Here is an 18,246-nt window from a genome sequence, read left to right as displayed (position 1 = left end):
CAATGATGATGCACGTGAACGGGTGGGTGTGCACTCCGTACCGGTACGGGAGGACCGTTTCAGGGAAGATCCCGCAGAATGACGGGCAAAACAGCTTTCCCTACTGTGACCTTCATCACGCGAATTACCGCCGTGTCCCAGAGGCTCCGACCTGCCCACCGGGGGTCGTAGGCTCGCATTGACGGGGGGCACAGACCGTCGCAGGCGGCACCACCGACTCCCCCACCCGAGCCAGGAGAGAACCGTGTCACACCACGTCGTGTCCCCGACTCCGGCGGGGGCCGCCTTCTTCGATGTGGACAACACCCTGATGCGGGGGGCGTCGATCTACCACTTCGCCCGGGGCCTGGCCGCGCGCGACCTGTTCACCACCCGCGACCTCCTGCGCTTCGCCTGGGGCCAGACGGTCTTCCGGGTGACGGGGAGCGAGCAGCCGGACCACATCAACGCCGCACGCGAGGCGGCCCTGGCCTTCGTCGCCGGGCACGACGTCCAGGACCTGGTCGGCCTGTGCGAGGAGATCTACGACGAGACCATGGCCGACCGCATCTGGGAGGGCACCCGCGCCCTGGTGCAGCGGCACCTGAACGCCGGACAGCCGGTCTGGCTGGTCACGGCGACGCCGGTGGAGCTGGCCCAGATCATCCGCCGCAGGCTCGGGCTGACCGGCGCGCTGGGCACGGAGGCGGAGAGCGTGGACGGGGTCTACACCGGCCGGCTCAACGGCGACCTGCTGCACGGCCCGGCCAAGGCGGTGGCGGTACGGGAGCTGGCCGAGCGGCACGGCTGGGACCTGGCGGACTGCGCCGCCTACAGCGACTCCTCAAACGACCTGCCGCTGCTGTCCCTGGTGGGCGACCCGCACGCGGTCAACCCGGACGGGGACCTGCGCCGGTACGCGCGCACCCGCGGCTGGCCGGTGCACGACTTCCGCACGCACCGCCGGGCGCTGAAGGTGGCGGTGCCCGCCGCGGCGGTGGGCGCCGCGGTGGGGGCCGTCGCGATACGCGCGGCCAGACAGCGCAGAACCGTCTGAGGGGCGGAACCGCCCGGGAGAGCGTGGTGACCGGCCCGCCCCCGCGCCGGAGGGCGCCCGCGGGGCGCAGGGGCGCCGCGGGGACAGCGTGGTGCGGGGGCCGGTGCCGGCCCGGCGGGGCCGGAGAAGATCCGGGGAAGACTCGTGGACGGCCCGGGGGCGGCTCGGGAAAACCTGGGAGAACACCGCGGACCGAAACCCCGCCGCGCGACCGGAACTCCGCCGCGTGACCGGGACCCCGGGGCGGCCGTCCGGCGGCGGTACCGGGTCAGCGGCCCAGGGTGGCCTTGGCCAGGGCGAGCACGTGGACGGGGCGCAGGCCCGAACGCTGCGGGCGGCCGCCCCTCTCCCTGCGGCCGGGCGCACGCCGGGGGCCGCGGGCGTCGGCGTAGGACTCGAAGGCCCCGGCCGAGCTGTGCACCGGGACCCACTCCAGGGTCCGCTCCAGCTCGCCGGTGTCCAGGGAGGCGGCCAGGCCCGTGCTCACGGCGCGGGCGGCACTGGCGGTGGCGTAGTCGATGCGGCCGCGCCGGGCCACCCCGCGCAGGACGCGCAGCCCCGACGCCGGGACCGGCAGCCGGTGGCCGCCGATACGGCGCAGGCACTGCGAGAGCGGGATGCTGTCCTTGCCCGCCACGTCGAAGAACCCGGTGCCGTCGCTGAGCGCCATCCGCACCAGGGCCTCGACGCCGTCGTCCTCGTGCAGGAAGCGCACCCGGGGGTCGGTGCCCAGCACCGTGGGCACCACCCGGGAGTCGAGGTAGCGGGTGAGCGGGGTGTCCACGCCCGGCCCGATGAGGTTGGCGAACCGCAGGACCGCCACCTCCATGTCGGGGCGGCGGCGCTGCAGGCCGCGGGTGTGCCGCTCCACCTCGGCCGCGTCGTCCGCGTCCAGGGTGGCGCTGGAGCGCACCACCAGGCGGCGGACGGTCGTGGAGCGCTGCGCGGCGGTCAGCACCCGCATCGTCCCCAGGACGTTGTCCTCGCGGTTGGCGCTGTGCGCGGTGTCCAGCCCCAGGTGCAGGACCAGATCGGCGCCGGACTCGGCGACGATCCGTCCCAGGCTCCCGTCGTGCAGGTCCACATGGGCGTGGTCGAAGCCCGTCGGGGCGGCGGGCGGCGCCGAGTCGACGCCGATCACCCGGCGCACGCCGGGTTCCGCTCCCAGGGTCTGCGCGACCCTGGCGGCCATGGGGTTGGACACCCCGGTGACGAGTACGACACGAGCCATGGCGACACGTTCCTTGGAAGGAGACGGTGAGTGACGGTACGCGGACCGTTCCACCCCGAGGGTGAAGCGGTGACCGCGACCCGTGAGACACAACGATGTCTCGACCGGAAAATTCCGTCACGTTGGTCGAGGCATCGCCGAAAGGGGGTATTTTCTCCGCGTCCGGGGAGTGCCGGAGCACACCCGCGCCCGCGGAGAGACGACGATCGCCGCGACAGTGCTACTTCTTGTTGCGACGCGCGATACGCGTGCGCTTGAGCAGCTTGCGGTGCTTCTTCTTCGCCATGCGCTTGCGACGCTTCTTGATGACGGAACCCATCAGGGATCACCCTCTCGCTGACGATGGATACAGAGCATGCCGCACCGCCGTGGCGGAACCGGCAAGGGGCTCGGGTGCGCAGGCCCCGGGGTCGCACGCCGTGCGCCGACCGCGGGGTCGGGGCCGGTCCTGGGACGGCCGTCGATGGACGTTCGCCCACCGCACCCGAAGCCCCAGCTTACCGCTCCGGGTGCGCGCTCCGGGTCAGGCCCCGGGGACGGAGGGCTCGTCGAGGTACAGCGCGGCCGCGGGCTCCGCGTAGCTGACACTGGCCAGGCGCTGGTCCACGAACGTCAGCGAGGTGACACTGGCGAGGTTGCATTCTCGCAGGTCGGGGCGGTGCCACAGGCGCCTGCTCTCGGCGGCGCGGCGGGCCATCCAGATGGGCAGCTGGTGGCTGACGCACACCGCCTCCCGGCCCCAGGCGGCCCGGCGGACGTCCTTGATGACCGAGACCATGCGCTCGACGATCTGCCGGTAAGGCTCCCCCCAGGACGGCAGGAACGGGTTGTACATGCGGCTGACCACCCGCGGGTCGCGGACCGAACTCCTGGACAGGGACAGGCCCTCCAGCTTGTTCGACGCCTCGATGAGGCGGTCGTCCAGGGTGACCGGCAGGTCCAGCATCTTCTGGAGCGGGACCGCGGTCTCCTGGGTGCGGTCCAGCGGCGAGGAGTACAGGGCCGCGATGTCGTGGCCCTCGAACCAGTCGGCGGCCATCTCGGCCATCTGCCGGCCGCGTTCGCTGAGGTGGAAGTCCGGGAGCCTGCCGTACAGCACCTTGTCCGGGTTGTACACCTCGCCGTGCCTGAGCAGGTGCACGACGGTGGTCGTCGTCATGGTCGTAGGTCTTTCCGTCGGGGATTCTGGTGGGGCCCGGCGGGCCGGTGTGCGGGGCTGCGCCGGACGTCTCTGGGCGGCCCGGCGTCAGTCCCGGGTCCGGGCGGCGGCCCGGGCGGCGGCGGGCAGCGCCTCCACGACCCGCTCGATCGCGGCCTCGTCGTGGGCGGCCGAGAAGAACCACGCCTCGAAGGCCGCGGGCGGCAGGTAGACGCCCTGGTCGAGCATGGCGTGGAAGAAGGCCGCGTAAGCCTTGGTGTCCGTGGTGCGGGCGGTGTCGAAGTCCACGATGTCGCCGTCGGTGAAGAACACCGTGAACAGGTTGCCGCCGCCCTGGACGCGGTGCGCCACCCCGGCGGCGCTCAGCGCCTTGGAGACCTCTGTCCCGACCTGCTCGGACACCCGGTCGATGTGCGCGTAGACCTCCGGTGTGGCGCCGCGCAGGGTCGCCAGTCCGGCGGCGGTCGCCAGCGGGTTCCCCGACAGGGTACCCGCCTGGTAGACGGGGCCGTTGGGAGCGAGGCGGTCCATGATCTCGGCGCGGCCGCCGAACGCGGCGGCGGGCAGGCCGCCGCCCATGACCTTGCCGAAGGTCATGAGGTCGGGGGCGACGCCCTCCAGGCCGTACCAGCCGGAGGCGCTGACCCGGAAGCCGGTGAGGACCTCGTCGAGGATGAGCAGCGCACCGTGGGAGTGCGCGATGTCCTTGAGCCGCTCGTTGAACCCGGCCCGCGGCGGGACGACGCCCATGTTGGCGGGACAGGCCTCGGCGATGACGCAGGCGATGTCGTCGCCGTGCTCGGCGAAGGCCCGCTCGACGGCCTCGACGTCGTTGTAGGGCAGGACGAGGGTGTCGGCGGCGCTGGCGCCGGTGACGCCCGGGGAGTCGGGCAGCGCGAAGGTGGCCAGGCCCGACCCGGCGGCGGCCAGCAGGGCGTCGACGTGGCCGTGGTAGTTGCCCGCGAACTTGATGATCTTGCTGCGCCCGGTGAACCCGCGGGCCAGGCGTATCGCGGACATGGTCGCCTCGGTGCCGGAGTTGACCAGGCGGACCTTCTCCACGGGGGTGCGCTCGACGATCAGCTCGGCGAGTTCGACCTCGCCGGGGGTGGGGGCGCCGTAGGAGGTGCCGGAGTCCACCGCGCCGTGTAGCGCGGCGACGACGTCGGGGTGCGCGTGGCCGAGGATGAGCGGTCCCCACGAGCAGACGAGGTCGACGTAGCGGCGGCCCTCGGCGTCGGTGAGGTAGGGGCCCTCGCCCCTGACGAAGAACGGCGGGGTGCCGCCGACCGCGCCGAAGGCGCGCACAGGGGAGTTGACCCCGCCGGGGACGACGGCGGTGGCCCGGTCGAAGAGCTCTGCTGAAGTCTGTTGAGTACCCACCTCACCAGTGTGTCAGCTGTGTCCTGTTCCGGGACCGTGACCCGCCCCGCACCGGCACGGTAGGCGGGCGCGCCCTGCGAGCGGCCGTTCCCGGCCGGGTCGGCGGGCGGTGCCGTGGTGGCCGCGCGGTCGGCGGAGGGCCCGGCGGGCGCGTCGCCGCCCCGGCCGGAGGGCGGCCGGGGCGGCGCGTTCGGAGGCGGCGTGTTCGCAGGCGGGGGCGGGGCCCTCGGAGGCGGGGTCGGGCCCGGGCCGAAGGAGGAGCGGGCTCCGCGGCGGTGTCCGGGTCCGGCCGGGGCGGGACGGATCAGGCCGGGTCAGACCCCGGCGTAGGAGCGGGGGCCGGTGGAGGTGTTCTCGTCCGGGCCGCCGGGGACCGCGGGGGTGCCGGGAGCGTCGGCGGACGCGGAGCGGACCAGGGGCCGCAGGCGGCGGTTCTGCGCGATCCACTCGACCAGGGCGGTCATCGGGCGGGCCGCGACCAGGCAGACCGCGGTGGCGGTGGCGGCGCCCAGCAGCAGGCCGACGGTGACGTCGTGCGGGTAGTGGGCGCCGACGAAGACGCGGGAGAACGCCTCCAGGACCGCGAAGACCGCCGCGATCGGGGCGAAGCGCCGCCAGGCGAGGACGACCGCCGCCGCTGCCGCGCCCGCGATGGCGGAGTGGTTGCTGGGGAAGGACCAGTCCCCGATCGGATCGCAGGTGGCGATGGTGGTCAGGTCGGTCATGGCCTGGCAGGGGCGCAGCTGCTCGACGAGGGATTTGACCGTGCGGCTGACGCCGTAGGCGATGACGGTGGCGACCGGGGCGAAGAGGGCCAGGCCCACCAGGCGCGGGTCGACGGAGCGGGCGCGCCACCAGGCGGCCAGGAACAGGACGGCGAACACGACGAGGATCAGGTCGGTACCGATGTGGGCGGCCTGCTGCACCCAGGGGTCGAGCCCTGCGGCGAACCCGATCACGGCCCGGGACCAGGCGGCGCTGATGTCGAAGATCTCGGAGACCATTTCTCTCCAGGAAGGTCGTCGGGGAGGGTCGCGCGAGCGCGGGGGGCGCAGGGGGGATTCGCGACGCGGAGTCGACCGGACGGTGACGTGACTCCCACGGTTTGATGACGTCTGCGGCCCCCATCCTGGCACCGGACCGGGGCCGAAAAGGCCGGTGTGGGGCCGGAATCGACGAAAGAGACGGGGTTCCCCCACCAAAGAGCGAGCCGGACCTGGGACGAACCGCCACGAAAAGGTGAACGGATGGAGACGGACGCCACCGAAAGGCACCCCGAGGCGGAGGAAGAGGGGGAGAGGGAGGGGGGAGGCCCCGGTCCGGGGTGCCGGACGGGAGCGGGCGACTACTCCTGGGTAACTTGAGCGGTGTCCACCCGCTTCACGTCAGACCGGAGCCGACATGACCGAGAACCGCGCCGCGGACTTCACCACGGCGGACCTCATCGACGACCACGGCGACACCCTGCGCAGCTGCTCCACCCAGTTCCGGCAGTACGGCGGCAGGGCCGTGTTCTGCGGTCCGATCCGCACCGTCAAGTGCCAGGAGGACAACGGCCTGGTCAAGCAGGTCCTCAACACCCCCGGCGGGGGCGCCGTGCTGGTGGTGGACGGCGGCGGCTCGCTGCGGTCCGCCCTGATGGGCGACATGATCGCCGAGGCCGCGGTGGCCAACGGCTGGGCCGGGGTGGTCATCCACGGGGCCGTCCGCGACACGGTCGCGCTCGGCCGGCTGGAGCTGGGGGTCAAGGCGCTGGGATCCAATCCGCGCAAGTCCGCCAAGGACGCCGCCGGGCGCCTGGACGCGCCGGTGGCCTTCGGGGACGTGACCTTCCTTCCCGGCGAGTGGCTGTACAGCGACGAGGACGGCATCGTCGTGAACGCGGAGCGGATCTGACCCGCTCCGCGGGAGGGTGCGCGAAGGCCGGGGGCCGGAACGCGCGGACGGGGTGCCGTGAACGCGGAAGCGGACACGGACGCGGAAGCGGACACGGACGCGGAAGCGGACACGGACGCGGAAGCGGACACGGACGCGGAAGCGGACACGGACGCGGAAGCGGACACGGACGCGGAAGCGGACACGGACGCGGAAGCGGACGCGGACGCGGAAGCGGACGGCGGAGGTCCGGTGAGGCCCCCGCCGTCCGTATCCGTGTCCTCCCGGTTCCGCAGCCCTCAGCCGCGCCGTCCGCCCCTCAGCAGGGGGAACACCAGACCCAGCACCATCGCCGGGAGCAGCAGCAGGGACGTCATCGCGACCAGGAGGCCGTTCTCGACCAGGAGCGCGGCGGCGACCTGGACCGCCCCGGTCGCGATCACCCCGGCCGCCACCGGCCACCGGGCCTCCTCCCACCAGCGGGCGAGGGCGGTGGCGCGGACCTCCACGGACCGCACCGTGGGCACGACCAGTGCCACGCCGATGAGGAACAGCCCCACCGAGACACCCGCGGCCTTCGTGGTCGGGATGTCCCACCCGGCCGCGTTGAACACCGCGCTCGCGTGGACGACCAGCAGGAGGAGGGAGAGCAGGACCAGGATGGCGTCCATCGCCCGGGTGGTGCTGCGGGCGGTCCGGCGGACCGGCAGGTCCAGCGCGTCCTGGATCCTGGCGCCCAGTGCCGGGGCCGCGCTCAGGAGCACGGCGACCAGGGCCGTGGTGAAGGGCAGAGCCCCCGCCAGGAGCCACCGGGGCACCATGTTCGGGCTGCCGTCCAGGTTGTACCGGCCTCCGTGCACCAGTTCCGCGAGGTCGGGCCAGGCGGTCCAGGAGACGGCCGCCATGCCGGCGATCGCGAGGACCGCGACCGCCATGCCGACGAACGGGGGGCGGGGCGCCTCGGCCGGAGCCGTCGCGCCGATCGTTCTCTCCACGGGTTTCTCCCTTTTCTCGACGTCCTCTGGGAAAAACCCTAGGAAAAAGCGGGAGGCGGGCACATCCACCTGCGGTCATGCCGATGTCACGGCATTTATCGGCACCCTCATATGACCGGAGTCATGGGTGCGCGCCCATGAATACATGACGGTTCCGAGCCCCCTTTCCGGGGCGGCGCGGGATAGTATCCGGGCGATGAGACGACCTTCCCCCCTGCCCGACCTGTCGCGCTGGGTCAGCCTGTCCGGGAACCGGCCGCCGCGTGTGGTGAGCCTGCTGTTCTGGGGTTCGGTGCTGACCACGCTGGCCATCTACGCGGTCATGATGACCGGTCTCGTACCGACGGGCGGCGCGGAGACCGACGACCCGGTGACCCTGTCCCTGGTCGCCACCGGGCTCGGGTCCCTGGTCGCCTGTGCCGTTCTGTGGCCGTTCCTGGCCTGGTCCCCGCATTCCCCGCGGTCGCGGACAACGGCCAGCGGAATATTCATGGTCGTCACGCTGACCTCCTTCGTCACCAGCAATCACACGCTTTTCCTGCTGCTGTGCGTGGGAACGGTGAACGCGGTCATCGTGTTCGGGGTGCCCGGCGGAATCGTCTACGGCGCGCTCGTCGTCGGTTTCAGCCTCCTGCTGCCGCTGCTCGTGCCCGGCGCGCCCTTCATGGCCGGGGTGCTGATGGCGGTGAGTCTGCTGTTCATCGTGGTGGCGTCGGGGCTGGCGTCGGTGGGGCTGCTGGTGTCCGCGCGGCGGGCCGGGCACACCCGGGAGCTGCTGGAGGAGCTGGAGCGCACCCACGGGGAGCTGGGGGCCGCGCACGGGGAGCTGGAGGCCGCGCACGCGGAGCTGCGGCGCAGCACGGACCGGATCCGGGAGCTGACCGTGTCCGAGGAGCGTGCACGCATGTCCCGGGAGATGCACGACAGCACCGGGCACCACCTGACCGCGCTGTCGCTGTGCCTGGCGAACGCGCTGCGCTTCCGGGAGGCGGGAAGGACGGAGGAGGCGTGGGAGGAGGTCGGGCAGGCACGGGCGCTGGCGGGGGACGCGCTGACCGACACCCGCCGGTGGGTGCGGGCGCTGCGGCCGCTGGCCCTGGAGGGACGGGCGGGGGCTCGCGCGATGCGGTCGCTCGCGGAGTCGTTCCAGGGCGGGGGCGTGCGGATCGGGTTCGAGCAGAGGGGCGGGGAGTGGCCGGAGCTGCCGGAGGAGGCGGAGCTGGTGTGCTACCGGGCGGTGCAGGAGGGGTTGACGAACGCCATGCGGCACTCGGGCGGTGATGCGGTGCTGGTGGAGGTCGAGGTGGGCGCGGAGGCGGTGGCGGTGACGGTGGCCGACAACGGGGGCGGAGCGCCGGAGGGCGCCGTGCGCGGCGGGTTCGGGCTGCGGGGGCTGGCGGAGCGGGTGGAGGGAGTGGGCGGGGAACTGGTGGCGGAGAACGCCGCGGAGGGGTTCCGGTTGCGGGTGGAGGTGCCGGTGGGAATGCGGGTGGAGGGACCGGTGGAGCGACCGGGAGGGGGCGGAGGCGAGGAGAGCCGCGGGGCGGGCCGTGGGGACCGCGGTGCGGGTGGTGCGGTTGGTACGGATGGTTCGGGAGGCGCGGCTGACACAGGGGACGCGGAAGGTGCAGGCGGTGCCGACCGGCCGGAAGACGCGCACGACACCGGCAGGGCGGCGGACACCCACAGGGCACGCGAAACCGGCAGGGCCGCGGACACGGATGCTGCACGCGGTACCGGTGGGACGGTGGACACGGATGCTGCACGTGGTACCGGTGGGACGGTGGACACCGGTGAGCACCGCAGCGACCGGCCGGAAGACGCGCACGACACCGGCAGGGCGGCGGACACGGATGGTGCACGCGGTACCGGCGCGGCGGGCAGTGCGAGCGGCGCCGGGAACCGGGTGAGCACGGGCCCGAAGGACGAAGTGAAGCACCCGGCGGGTGCGGGAGGGCCGGAGGGCGCGAGTGCGGGCGCGAGTGCGAGCGCGGGCGCTCCGGGCGGCACGGGCCGCTCCGGGAACCGGGCGGGCACGGGCGGGAGGGGCGTCTCCTGATGCGGGTGCTCATCGTCGACGACCAGGCTCTGCTGCGGCACGGGTTGCGCAAGCTGCTGGAGTTCGAGGACGGGATCGAGGTCGCCGGGGACGTCGGGGACGGGCTGGAGGCCCTGGAGTTCCTGGCGGCCGCCTCCGGGCGCGGCGGGCTGCCGGACGTGGCGCTGGTGGACGCGCGCATGCCGCGCATGGACGGCCTGACCCTCATCGCGCGGATGCGGGAGGAGTACCCGGGCGTCCCCGCGATCGTGCTGACGACGTTCGACGATGACGACGTCATCTTCGGGTGCCTGCGGGCGGGGGCGCGCGGCCACCTGCTCAAGGACGTTCCCCCGGAGGAGCTGGTGTCGGCGCTCCAGCGGGTGGCGCGCGGGGAGACCGTGCTGGGGGCTGCGGCCGCCGAACGGCTGGTGGCGTCCCTGGACGGGATTCCCGGACCGGTGCCCGCCGGGTCCGCCCCGGCGGCGGTCCCGGCGGGCCCGGCGGAGCCGACCGGGTCGGCGCGGTCGCCGCTGTCGCAACGGGAGTGGGAGGTGGCGCGGATGATCGGCGAGGGGGCCACGAACCGGGAGATCGCCCGGGGGCTGTTCATCACGGACGGCACCACGCGCAACCATGTCACGAACATCCTGCGCAAGCTGGGCCTGCGGGATCGGACGCGACTGGCACTGTGGGTGCGGGAGCAGGACGCCGGGAGGGGCGGGCCGGGGGCCGACTGAGCGACACACCGTTCGAGGCCTGGGCCGCATGGACAAGGGGAGAAGCGCCGAAAGTCTCAACAGGACTTTCAAGGATACGCTTGAATCCCATGACTCATGGTTTTCAGGGATCGACGACGGCCGCCCTGGCCGTTCTGGGACCGGTCCGGGGATGGTGGGCGATGGCGGGCGGCTCCGGCGGAGTGGGACCGGACGGCGACGGGCACCGTCTTCTCACACGGTGGGCGGCCGACTGCGCGGAGCGGGCGCTGCCGCTGTTCGAGGCGGCGGCACCGGGTGACGGCCGCCCGCGCGAGGCGGTCGCGGCGGCGCGGGCTTACGCGCTCGGGGAGCGGCGGACGCAGCGGTTGCGCACGGCCGCCCGGGCGTCCGCCGCAGCGGCGAACGAGGTCGGCGACCCGGCGGCCGAGTCCGCCGCCCGGGCCGCGGTGGCCGCGGCGGACGTGCCGTACATCCACGCGCCGGCGACACCGAGTCCCGTGGGGCGCGTCCACGGGCCCGCGCTGTACCTGGCGCTGGCCCGGGAGATCGCCGCGGGCGGGGACCCGGCCGTGGGCGAGGGGGAGGTCCGCTGGGCGGTCGGGCGCGCGCCGTCCGGACTGCGCGGGGTCGTGCGGCGCTTTCCGGCGGGTGACCTAGGGACCGGCCGGACCCGCCGGAGTGTGCTGCTCCGCCTCCTCGACGAGGGTCTGAGGAGCTGAAGGGCTGAGGGGCTGAAGGGCTGAGCGCGGACGCACCCACAGGGCCGCCCGCTCCCCCGGTCAGGGCAGCACGGCGACGGCTTCGACCTCGACCAGCAGATCGGGCTCGCCCAGGGCCGCGACGCCCAGCAGGGTGATGGGGCGGACCGGGTCGAAGCCCAGGCGCTGCGCCGCACGCATCGCACCCTCGCCGAGCCGGGCCATCTTCTCCGGCTCCCAGTCCACGACGTAGACCGTCAGTTTGGCGATGTCGGCGAAGGTCCCTCCCGCGGCCGTGACGGCCGCGTGCACATTGGCGTAGGCCTGTTCGGTCTGCGCCGCCAGATCACCCGCCCCCACCGGGGTGCCGTCGGCGTCGCGAGCGACCTGTCCCGAGACGAACACCAGCCTGGAGCCTTCGGCGATCGAGGCCTGGGCGTAGGCCTCGGGCAGGGGCAGGGTGGACGGGTTGAGCAGCTGGACCGGCACGGTGTCCTCCTCATTCGATAACAGTGCTATTCAATAGCACCGATATAGAATGATCAAGTGGTCCGTCCCGCCCGCCCCGAAGTCCGCCGCCTGCTGATCGAGCGTGCCGCGGGCATGCTCGCCCGCCGTGAGACCGTCAGCCTGCGCGGCCTCGTCGCCGGGACGGGGGTCTCCACCATGGCCGTCTACACGTACTTCGACGGGATGCCCGGCCTGCTCGGGGCGGTGCGCCAGGAGGGGTTCGGCCGTCTCGCCGCCCGCCTGGAGGAGCTTCCCGCCACGGACGACCCCGTCGGCGACCTGGCCGCGGCCGGGGCCGCCTACGCGGCCTCGGCCCGGAACAGCCCCGACCTGTACACCCTGATGTTCGACGGCTCGCTGCCGCTGCCCGACGGCCGGGCGGCGGACGCCACGCTCCGGCACCTCGTCGATGCGGTGGGGCGGGCCGTGGAAGCGGGGCGCTTCGACGCTGGTGTCGAAGCACGCGCGTTCGCCCATGAGCTGTGGATGCTCGGGCACGGCGCGTGCATGCTCTTCGCGACCGGGGTCCTGTCCTTCGAACAGGTCGAGCCCGTCGTGACCTCGGGGCTGACACGCCTCTACCGGGCCGCCGGGGACGATCCCGAAGCGGCCGGGCGGTCTTCGAGGGAGGGCTGGGCTCGCGGCCTCGGCTCCGGCGGCTGAGGCCGCCGGCGCTCCTCGGGCACCGGCCGGGCGGGTGGGCGCGGTGAGCGGGCGGGGGCGGCGTGTGGGCGGGCGGGGGCTGCGGGCGCGGCGGGTGGGCGCGGTAAGTGGCCGCGGTGGGTGGACGGGTGCGGCAGGCGGACGCAGCGGGCGCTGCCGTCCGCGCTCCGTGCCGTTACCTGCGCGGGCCGTACCCGCCCCGGCCGGGGGGAGGCCCGTAGCCGCCGTGCCCGGGGGGAGGGCCCGGGTGACCGTGGCCGGGGGGAGGGCCGTAGCCGCCGTGGGCGGGCGGAGGCGCCTGGTGGCCGCGACCCTGTGGAGGTCCCTGGTGCCCGGGCGGAGGAGCCTGCGGGCCGGGCGGAGGAGCCTGGTGCCCGTGGGCGCCCTGGGCGTGGCCCGGGGCCCCCGCGCCCGGAGCCCCCGCACCCGGAGCCTGGCCGCCCTGGTGCCGGAGCATGTTGAGGAGGTGGTCGTACAGGCTGGCGGCGATCTCGCGCCCCTCGCCCCAGTCGACGAGACCGAACTTCAGGTTGGGAGAGACGCGCATGTGCGTGCCCTGGGGGTGGGGGGAAAGGTCGATGTACACGTTCTGCCCGTAGGTGAGCATGTTGAAGCCGGTGGAGAAGGTGTAGCGGTAACCGCCGCCGGGCATCGGGTTCCCCTGGTTCGAGGCTCCCCTGGTGCGCCGCACGGCATGGGGGAGCATGTTCCACACCTGGTTCATGTGGAACGGGAGCTGGTAGTCGTAACTGCTGGCCATGTTTCTCCGTCCTCGCTTTGGAAGCCGTACGCGTCGCGAGATCCGGGGAGCGGGGTTCACGGCACCCTCTCGATGCGCCGCATCCTATCCGGCCCGTCCCCGCCCGCATGGCCCGCTCCGCCCGCCGGGGGCCGCCCCGGCTCTACCGCGCCGGCGGCCGGGCGCTCCCCGCCCCCAGGAGAACCTTCTCCGGCAAGGGTCGAAAACTTGTAGCGGCGACAGTAGACATGAATACTTCGCGCTGCTACATTTCCTGTTGTGGCCACCGGGATCCGCTGGTGGTCGGCAGGAAGGCCCGACCGGCGCACTCGGCAGTACGGCGAGTACGGCGTCGGGGGCCGGTAGTACCGCAGGACCGGTGTCCCGCCCGCACGGGGGGCGCCGCGCAGGACGGTTCGACGGCGTGCAGTGCTCCAGGGCACCGCCGGACCGGCAGGACAGCAGTACGGAAGTACAGAAGTAAAAGAAGTACGAGAAGCAAAGAAGTACAGAGGTCAGGCAGTACCGCAGTACCGGCCTTCCGCTCCCACAGGGAGGGCCGCGGCAGGAAGAGACATGCAGTGGGGCCCGACCGGCGCACGGTTGTACGGCGTCGGGGGCCGGTAGTACCGCAGTCGAAAGCAGTGCACGAAGTGAGAAACGAGAGGAGTAGATGCCATCAGGATCGCCCGGGCGAGGGGAAGTTCCGCTCGGGTACCGCAGGGCCCTCGTTTCAAGGAAGGTGGTCCACGGTCACACAACCGCGATCCCCGCGATCCCGTACCGGCTTGACCTCGGGAAGCGGAAGACCGGCAGCGGCCGGTAGATGGTATTGAACTCTCGGGCCCCAGCGCCGTACGGCGCTGGGGCCCTCGACGTGCGTTCAGGAGAAGGAAGACACACACTTGCCCCGTCCCGACACCGGTGACCGGTTCGATGATGACGACTATCCCGCCTACACCGTGGGCAACGCCGCGGAGATGATCGGCACCACGCCGGCGTTCCTGCGCGCCCTGGGCCAGGCCAAGCTGATCGAGCCCCTGCGCTCGGAGGGCGGACACCGCCGTTACTCCCGCTACCAGCTCAGGCTCGCCGCCCGGGCACGAGAACTCGTGGATCAGGGCACGCCGATCGAGGCCGCGTGCCGGATCATCATTCTGGAGGACCAGCTGGAGGAGGCGCAGCGCATCAACGAGGAGCTGCGCGCCGCCGACCCCTCCCAGAAGTGAGGAGCGGCCCGGGGGAAGGCCCCGGGCCGATGCCCGATTCCGCGATCGGCCCCGCCTGTACACCCGGCGGGGCCTTTCCGTTCCGGCGGTTCCGCGTGCGCTCCCGCCGGGGCCTCAGAACCCCGGGCGGCATCGGGGAGCGTGCCCCGGTGCCGCCCGGGGGACGAACCGGCTTCCGTCGGCCCGCCCGGACCCGAAGGCCACGGTCACTTGTTCTCTTCGAGGCGCAGGGCCACACCCAGCGCGAAGAAGGTCGGTGCCCACTCACCGACGAAGAGCCCCCAGCGATCTGCCCGGTCGGTGCCGGCGTTCTCCTTCTTCTTGGACACGACCCAGCTCAGGACCGAGGCCCCGATGCTGGCGAAGCCGGCGGTGTAGGCCATCTCGGAGGTGACGCCCATTTCGGACAGTTTCGCGATCATGATGCCTCCCGTATCGGTTACAGGTCAGGGACCACTGCCCGGAACGTCGTCAAGGTAGGAGAAGGGCGGGGCAAAGGGTGTCATGACCAGCGACGGGGTCGGGGTGTCTCCATGGACGGGGCATCGAACGCGCGCAGCTCGACAGGCGGCGCCGCTGCGAGGCGCCGCCGGGAGGTACAGCCGGAAGGTACGGCTGCCGAGGATGCAGCCGGGAGGCGGGATCGAGCGGGATGCGGGGAAGGCCGTGACCGACGTCTGAGGGCCGACGCCGGTCGGGGCGGGAAAGGGACGCTCGGGCCGAACCGGGTTGCAACAGGTCAGCGCGCTCCGATAGGAAGTCCTCCATGCTCACAGGCGAAAAGGTCGGGCTCCGCGCCCGGCACGAGGACGACAACCCGATCCTTCAGGCCGAACTCTACGACGACGTGGTCGTCCACTCCCGTGTCCAGAGCAGCCCCTGGCGCCCGGTCATGCCCGGCTCCAAGCACTCCCTGGTCAACGTCGACGACACCGCCGAGGGCCACGCCACCTTCTCCGTCGTGGACCTCGCCGACAACGAACTGCTCGGTACCGCGACGCTCTGGGGCATCGACAACCACAGCCGCTCCGCACACCTCGGCATGGGCCTCCGCCCGTCCGCCCGGGGCAGGGGCTACGGCACCGACGTGGTCTCGGTGCTCTGCCACTACGGTTTCACCGTCCGCGGCCTGCACCGCCTGCAGATCGAGACGCTGACGGACAACTTCGCGATGATGCGCGCCGCCGAGAAGAACGGCTTCGTCCGTGAGGGCGTGCTGCGCTCCTCGTCCTGGGTGCTGGGCGAGTTCCTCGACGTGGCGCTGTTCGGCCTCCTCGCCGGGGAATGGAAGAACGACTAGCACCACCCCCGCGGACCGGCGGCGTTCCACCGTCACCTTCGGTTTCCCGCCCTCACCGGCCCGGGAAACCGAACGCGTCGGGGCACCCGCCCGGCCGAGGCCGACGGGCATCGCGGAGCAGGCGGGCGGGCGGAGTAGGCGGGCAGAGTGGGCCCGCGGATCATGCACGCGTCCGGCGCGTCAGAGCACGGCGAGCCGGTCCACCGGTAGCTCCACCCTCCGCTCGGCGCCCCCGGCGGCAGCCGCCCCGCCCGGTTCAGGGTGGCCGGTCCGTGCAGCCCCGCCCAGAACACCTCGGTGAACAGTCCCGGGTGGACTCCGTCCCCGGCGACCTCGCCCAGGCTTTCCAGCAGGGCGGCGAAGGCGTCCTTCAGCGGCTCCGGAGTGTCCTCGCTTGCGAACGCCAGGCCGCCGTCGAGCTCGAACATGGCGTCGTAGACAGCCGGGTTGCGTGCGGCGAATCCGAGGTACGCGCGGGCCAGGGCGGTGACCCGGTCACGGGCTCCGTCCGCGTCGCCGTCATCATCGCGGCCTTCGCCCTGCTGGTCGCCGCCCTCGTCTGAATCCCGGCCTCCGGTCCGGGACCCGGGGCTCCTGATCCATGACCCCGGTCCGGCCCCTGCCCTGCTCTCGGTTCTGGTCCCGCCCTCGGTTCCGGTCCGGTCCGGTTCCGGTCGGACGGCACCACGCACGCGGAGCATGATCCCGGCCTCCGGCGGGCGCCGGTAGGTTCTCCCCATGGATCGCGAACGCCTTCTGCTCGGGGCCGTCGCCGCCACCGGCGCCGTCCTTCTCTGGAGCGAGTGGACGCTCTGGCGCGCCTCCCGGCAGGAATATCCGCTCATGGCCTCCACTGGCCCCGTGGTCCTCGGCGCCAGCGGCACCGGCGGCAGCATCCCCGGCGGCACCGAGGAGGCCATCGTCGTCCTGGGCTACCCCAGTCGCCGCGGCGACCGCCCCGGCCTGGTCCAGCGCTACCGGACCCGCATCGCCCTGCGTTCGCGCGACCCCCGGGCCGCGCGCAGCGTTCTGATCTTCACCGGCACGAGCCCGCGCCGCCCCCGAGCCGCCCGTTCCGAGGCCGCGGTCATGGCCGACTACGCCACCGAGCACCTGGGCGTGGACCCCGCGGACGTCCTGCTCGAAGAAAAGGCCACCAACACCTGGGAGAACATCGCCCTCACCCTCCCCATGCTCGAGCCCTTCCCCGTCGTCAAGATCGCCTCCAACACCTTCCACGCCCGCAAAGGCCGCCGTTACCTCCGCAAGCAGGCCCCCGAGGTCGCCGCCCGGCTCCGGCCCGCACAGGACCACCGGTTCGGGGAGCTGCTGTGGTTGAAACCGCTTTTCGCTATTTACCGGCGTTGACAACCCAAAAGCATCAAAACGGACTCATGGTTCTTTTCTCCGGAAAAGCCACTCGCCTTTACGCTTGACGGCCCCCTGAACTGGGGCAACGCGCAAGCGTAGAACTTCTTCGGTGATCCATCCGAAAAATGTGCGCACCGCCCGCAGGTTGCCTTATTCTGGCCCCACAACCGAAAAAAGCGTGACCCCGCGACGCCTAGTAAGCGCCCGGGGTCGTGGCCAGCAATTCACCCCTTTGAACACAAGGATTGCCAGCGTGAGCCAGTTTAGTGCCGCGCTCTTCCGGGCTGCCCTCGGGCTCCTGCGAGCGCTGTTCTCCTCTCCCTGCGGCCGACACCACCGCCGCCGTCGTTCGGCACGGGTGCGCCGCTACGCCCAAACTCCCGGCCCCGCCACCCGGCCCAGCCCGCCCGCCGCGCCCCGGCTGTCCGCCCCGCGCGAGACCTTTGCAGCCGACGACCTTCCGCTCGTGCGCCCCTACTACACCGCCCACGAGCAGGCCCGCATCCAGGACCAGACCGCACCCCGCGCCCCCGAGCGCCCGCGCCTTGCCGAGCCGCACAAGACCCTCCCCGACCCGTGCGCCGCCCGCGAGCAGGCACGCCTCCAGGCCCACGCCACCGCCCGCCTCCAACAGTGGGCCGCACCGCGCATCCCTGAGCCCCGCCCCGGCGAGGGCGACCTGCTCGCCCCCACCCCGCCGCCGGTCACCTTCGAGGACCTGGCCGACGCGGTGCGCCGCTGGCAGGACCAACAACACCGCAAGACCCGCGCGGGGGTGGGAGCATGAACCCGACCCGCCTGTGGCACCACCGCCTCTACCCCGGCGACCTGTCGCACCTGTCCACCGTGCGCCGCGACCTGGCCGCAGACCTGGCCGGGTTCGACCCCGACCTCGCCGACACGTTGGTCCTGTGCGGCAGCGAACTGTTCGCCAACTGCGTCAAGTACACCGCCTCGGGACAGGTCGGCGGTGGGGTGGTGCGGACGCTGTGGCTGACCGGCGACCACACGCTGACCCTGGGATTCACCGACGACGGCCTGTCCGGCGGCATCCCCGCCATCCCCCGAACCCGCTCCTGTGCCGAGTGGGAGAGCGCTGAGGGCCAGCGCGGCCTGCTCATGGTCCAGGAGTTGTCCACAGCCTGGGGATACTCGCCCGTGTGCCCCTTCGGGGACCTGGGCACCCACACCTGGGCCACCTTCACCCGGTGACCACCCGACGGGCTCCCCGGCACACCGGGGAGCCCGCCCTGGTTCGATTGCGCGAACTTTGCCGCCGACGTGCCCCACCTTGTCG

The 18,246-nt window shown here is 72.7% G+C and carries 21 protein-coding genes; 11 read left to right on the top strand and 10 right to left on the bottom strand.

Going from position 1 to position 18,246, the window contains the following annotated elements:
- Nucleotides 1–244 precede the first annotated feature (244 nt).
- Nucleotides 245–1,036 carry an HAD family hydrolase gene (locus ACSUPR_RS18685; RefSeq protein ID WP_436885962.1) on the top strand — a complete coding sequence of 264 codons (792 nt, stop codon included), beginning with the start codon at nt 245–247 and terminating at the stop codon, nt 1,034–1,036.
- Nucleotides 1,037–1,304: 268 nt separating this feature from the next.
- On the opposite strand, the gene ACSUPR_RS18680 is transcribed toward ACSUPR_RS18685, so the two are convergent.
- From ACSUPR_RS18680 to ACSUPR_RS18660, 5 genes are all read right to left on the bottom strand, one after another.
- Nucleotides 1,305–2,267, bottom strand: a complete 963-nt coding sequence (locus tag ACSUPR_RS18680) for an NAD-dependent epimerase/dehydratase family protein (protein WP_436885961.1) — start codon at nt 2,265–2,267, stop codon at nt 1,305–1,307.
- A 220-nt stretch (nt 2,268–2,487) separates the two neighbouring features.
- On the bottom strand, nt 2,488–2,586 hold the full coding sequence (locus tag ACSUPR_RS18675) for a 30S ribosomal protein bS22 (RefSeq protein ID WP_017621272.1): 99 nt from the start codon (nt 2,584–2,586) through the stop codon (nt 2,488–2,490).
- A 204-nt stretch (nt 2,587–2,790) separates the two neighbouring features.
- Nucleotides 2,791–3,426 carry a histidine phosphatase family protein gene (locus ACSUPR_RS18670; protein ID WP_436885959.1) on the bottom strand — a complete coding sequence of 212 codons (636 nt, stop codon included), beginning with the start codon at nt 3,424–3,426 and terminating at the stop codon, nt 2,791–2,793.
- Nucleotides 3,427–3,513: 87 nt separating this feature from the next.
- Entirely contained in the window at nt 3,514–4,809 is a 1,296-nt protein-coding gene (hemL, locus tag ACSUPR_RS18665; protein WP_436885957.1) for a glutamate-1-semialdehyde 2,1-aminomutase, read from the bottom strand.
- Between the two features lie 314 nt (nt 4,810–5,123).
- Nucleotides 5,124–5,813, bottom strand: a complete 690-nt coding sequence (locus tag ACSUPR_RS18660; RefSeq protein ID WP_436885955.1) for a phosphatase PAP2 family protein — start codon at nt 5,811–5,813, stop codon at nt 5,124–5,126.
- Nucleotides 5,814–6,210: 397 nt separating this feature from the next.
- On the opposite strand from ACSUPR_RS18660, the gene rraA reads away from it, so the two are divergent.
- Nucleotides 6,211–6,705: a ribonuclease E activity regulator RraA gene (rraA, locus tag ACSUPR_RS18655; protein ID WP_436885953.1), complete on the top strand. Its 495-nt coding sequence runs from the start codon at nt 6,211–6,213 to the stop codon at nt 6,703–6,705.
- A 278-nt stretch (nt 6,706–6,983) separates the two neighbouring features.
- Here the strand turns inward: rraA and ACSUPR_RS18650 are convergent, their stop codons facing one another.
- The gene (locus tag ACSUPR_RS18650) at nt 6,984–7,679 is read right to left on the bottom strand and encodes a hypothetical protein (protein WP_436885952.1); all 696 of its coding nucleotides are present in this window, start codon (nt 7,677–7,679) and stop codon (nt 6,984–6,986) included.
- 196 nt (nt 7,680–7,875) lie between these two features.
- On the opposite strand from ACSUPR_RS18650, the gene ACSUPR_RS18645 reads away from it, so the two are divergent.
- The 3 genes from ACSUPR_RS18645 (at nt 7,876) to ACSUPR_RS18635 (ending at nt 11,158) form a co-directional block, all read left to right on the top strand.
- Entirely contained in the window at nt 7,876–9,738 is a 1,863-nt protein-coding gene (locus ACSUPR_RS18645; RefSeq protein WP_436885950.1) for a histidine kinase, read from the top strand.
- Nucleotides 9,738–10,457 carry a response regulator gene (locus ACSUPR_RS18640; RefSeq protein ID WP_436885949.1) on the top strand — a complete coding sequence of 240 codons (720 nt, stop codon included), beginning with the start codon at nt 9,738–9,740 and terminating at the stop codon, nt 10,455–10,457. Before ACSUPR_RS18645 ends, ACSUPR_RS18640 begins: the two co-directional genes overlap by 1 nt.
- 89 nt (nt 10,458–10,546) lie before the next feature.
- Nucleotides 10,547–11,158: a putative immunity protein gene (locus tag ACSUPR_RS18635; protein WP_436885948.1), complete on the top strand. Its 612-nt coding sequence runs from the start codon at nt 10,547–10,549 to the stop codon at nt 11,156–11,158.
- Nucleotides 11,159–11,218: 60 nt separating this feature from the next.
- Here the strand turns inward: ACSUPR_RS18635 and ACSUPR_RS18630 are convergent, their stop codons facing one another.
- Nucleotides 11,219–11,626 carry a RidA family protein gene (locus tag ACSUPR_RS18630; protein WP_436885946.1) on the bottom strand — a complete coding sequence of 136 codons (408 nt, stop codon included), beginning with the start codon at nt 11,624–11,626 and terminating at the stop codon, nt 11,219–11,221.
- A gap of 57 nt (nt 11,627–11,683) precedes the next feature.
- Between ACSUPR_RS18630 and ACSUPR_RS18625 the strand changes: the two genes are divergently transcribed.
- On the top strand, nt 11,684–12,310 hold the full coding sequence (locus tag ACSUPR_RS18625; RefSeq protein WP_436885945.1) for a TetR/AcrR family transcriptional regulator: 627 nt from the start codon (nt 11,684–11,686) through the stop codon (nt 12,308–12,310).
- A gap of 175 nt (nt 12,311–12,485) precedes the next feature.
- On the opposite strand, the gene ACSUPR_RS18620 is transcribed toward ACSUPR_RS18625, so the two are convergent.
- Nucleotides 12,486–13,070, bottom strand: a complete 585-nt coding sequence (locus ACSUPR_RS18620) for a hypothetical protein (RefSeq protein ID WP_436885944.1) — start codon at nt 13,068–13,070, stop codon at nt 12,486–12,488.
- Between the two features lie 884 nt (nt 13,071–13,954).
- Between ACSUPR_RS18620 and ACSUPR_RS18615 the strand changes: the two genes are divergently transcribed.
- Entirely contained in the window at nt 13,955–14,278 is a 324-nt protein-coding gene (locus ACSUPR_RS18615) for a MerR family transcriptional regulator (protein ID WP_436885943.1), read from the top strand.
- 206 nt (nt 14,279–14,484) lie between these two features.
- Here the strand turns inward: ACSUPR_RS18615 and ACSUPR_RS18610 are convergent, their stop codons facing one another.
- Nucleotides 14,485–14,700 (bottom strand): hypothetical protein, encoded by a 216-nt coding sequence (locus ACSUPR_RS18610; RefSeq protein WP_436885941.1) that lies wholly within the window; start codon nt 14,698–14,700, stop codon nt 14,485–14,487.
- Nucleotides 14,701–15,044: 344 nt separating this feature from the next.
- On the opposite strand from ACSUPR_RS18610, the gene ACSUPR_RS18605 reads away from it, so the two are divergent.
- Nucleotides 15,045–15,578, top strand: coding sequence for a GNAT family N-acetyltransferase (locus ACSUPR_RS18605; protein WP_436885940.1), 534 nt, complete (start codon nt 15,045–15,047; stop codon nt 15,576–15,578).
- A gap of 32 nt (nt 15,579–15,610) precedes the next feature.
- Here ACSUPR_RS18605 and ACSUPR_RS18600 read toward each other — a convergent pair whose 3' ends face one another.
- Nucleotides 15,611–16,279 (bottom strand): TetR-like C-terminal domain-containing protein, encoded by a 669-nt coding sequence (locus tag ACSUPR_RS18600; protein WP_436892054.1) that lies wholly within the window; start codon nt 16,277–16,279, stop codon nt 15,611–15,613.
- A 37-nt stretch (nt 16,280–16,316) separates the two neighbouring features.
- Between ACSUPR_RS18600 and ACSUPR_RS18595 the strand changes: the two genes are divergently transcribed.
- The 3 genes from ACSUPR_RS18595 (at nt 16,317) to ACSUPR_RS18585 (ending at nt 18,161) form a co-directional block, all read left to right on the top strand.
- Nucleotides 16,317–16,946, top strand: a complete 630-nt coding sequence (locus tag ACSUPR_RS18595; protein ID WP_436885938.1) for a YdcF family protein — start codon at nt 16,317–16,319, stop codon at nt 16,944–16,946.
- Between the two features lie 256 nt (nt 16,947–17,202).
- On the top strand, nt 17,203–17,736 hold the full coding sequence (locus ACSUPR_RS18590) for a hypothetical protein (protein ID WP_436885936.1): 534 nt from the start codon (nt 17,203–17,205) through the stop codon (nt 17,734–17,736).
- Entirely contained in the window at nt 17,733–18,161 is a 429-nt protein-coding gene (locus ACSUPR_RS18585) for an ATP-binding protein (RefSeq protein WP_436885935.1), read from the top strand. The genes ACSUPR_RS18590 and ACSUPR_RS18585 overlap by 4 nt, the downstream gene beginning before the upstream one ends.
- Nucleotides 18,162–18,246 lie beyond the last annotated feature (85 nt).

It is taken from the genome of Nocardiopsis dassonvillei (assembly GCF_964273065.1).
In the GTDB taxonomy this organism is placed as follows: domain Bacteria; phylum Actinomycetota; class Actinomycetes; order Streptosporangiales; family Streptosporangiaceae; genus Nocardiopsis; species Nocardiopsis dassonvillei_B.
Note: the sequence above shows the minus strand (reverse complement) of the source record. Positions and strands in the feature narration are given on the sequence as shown.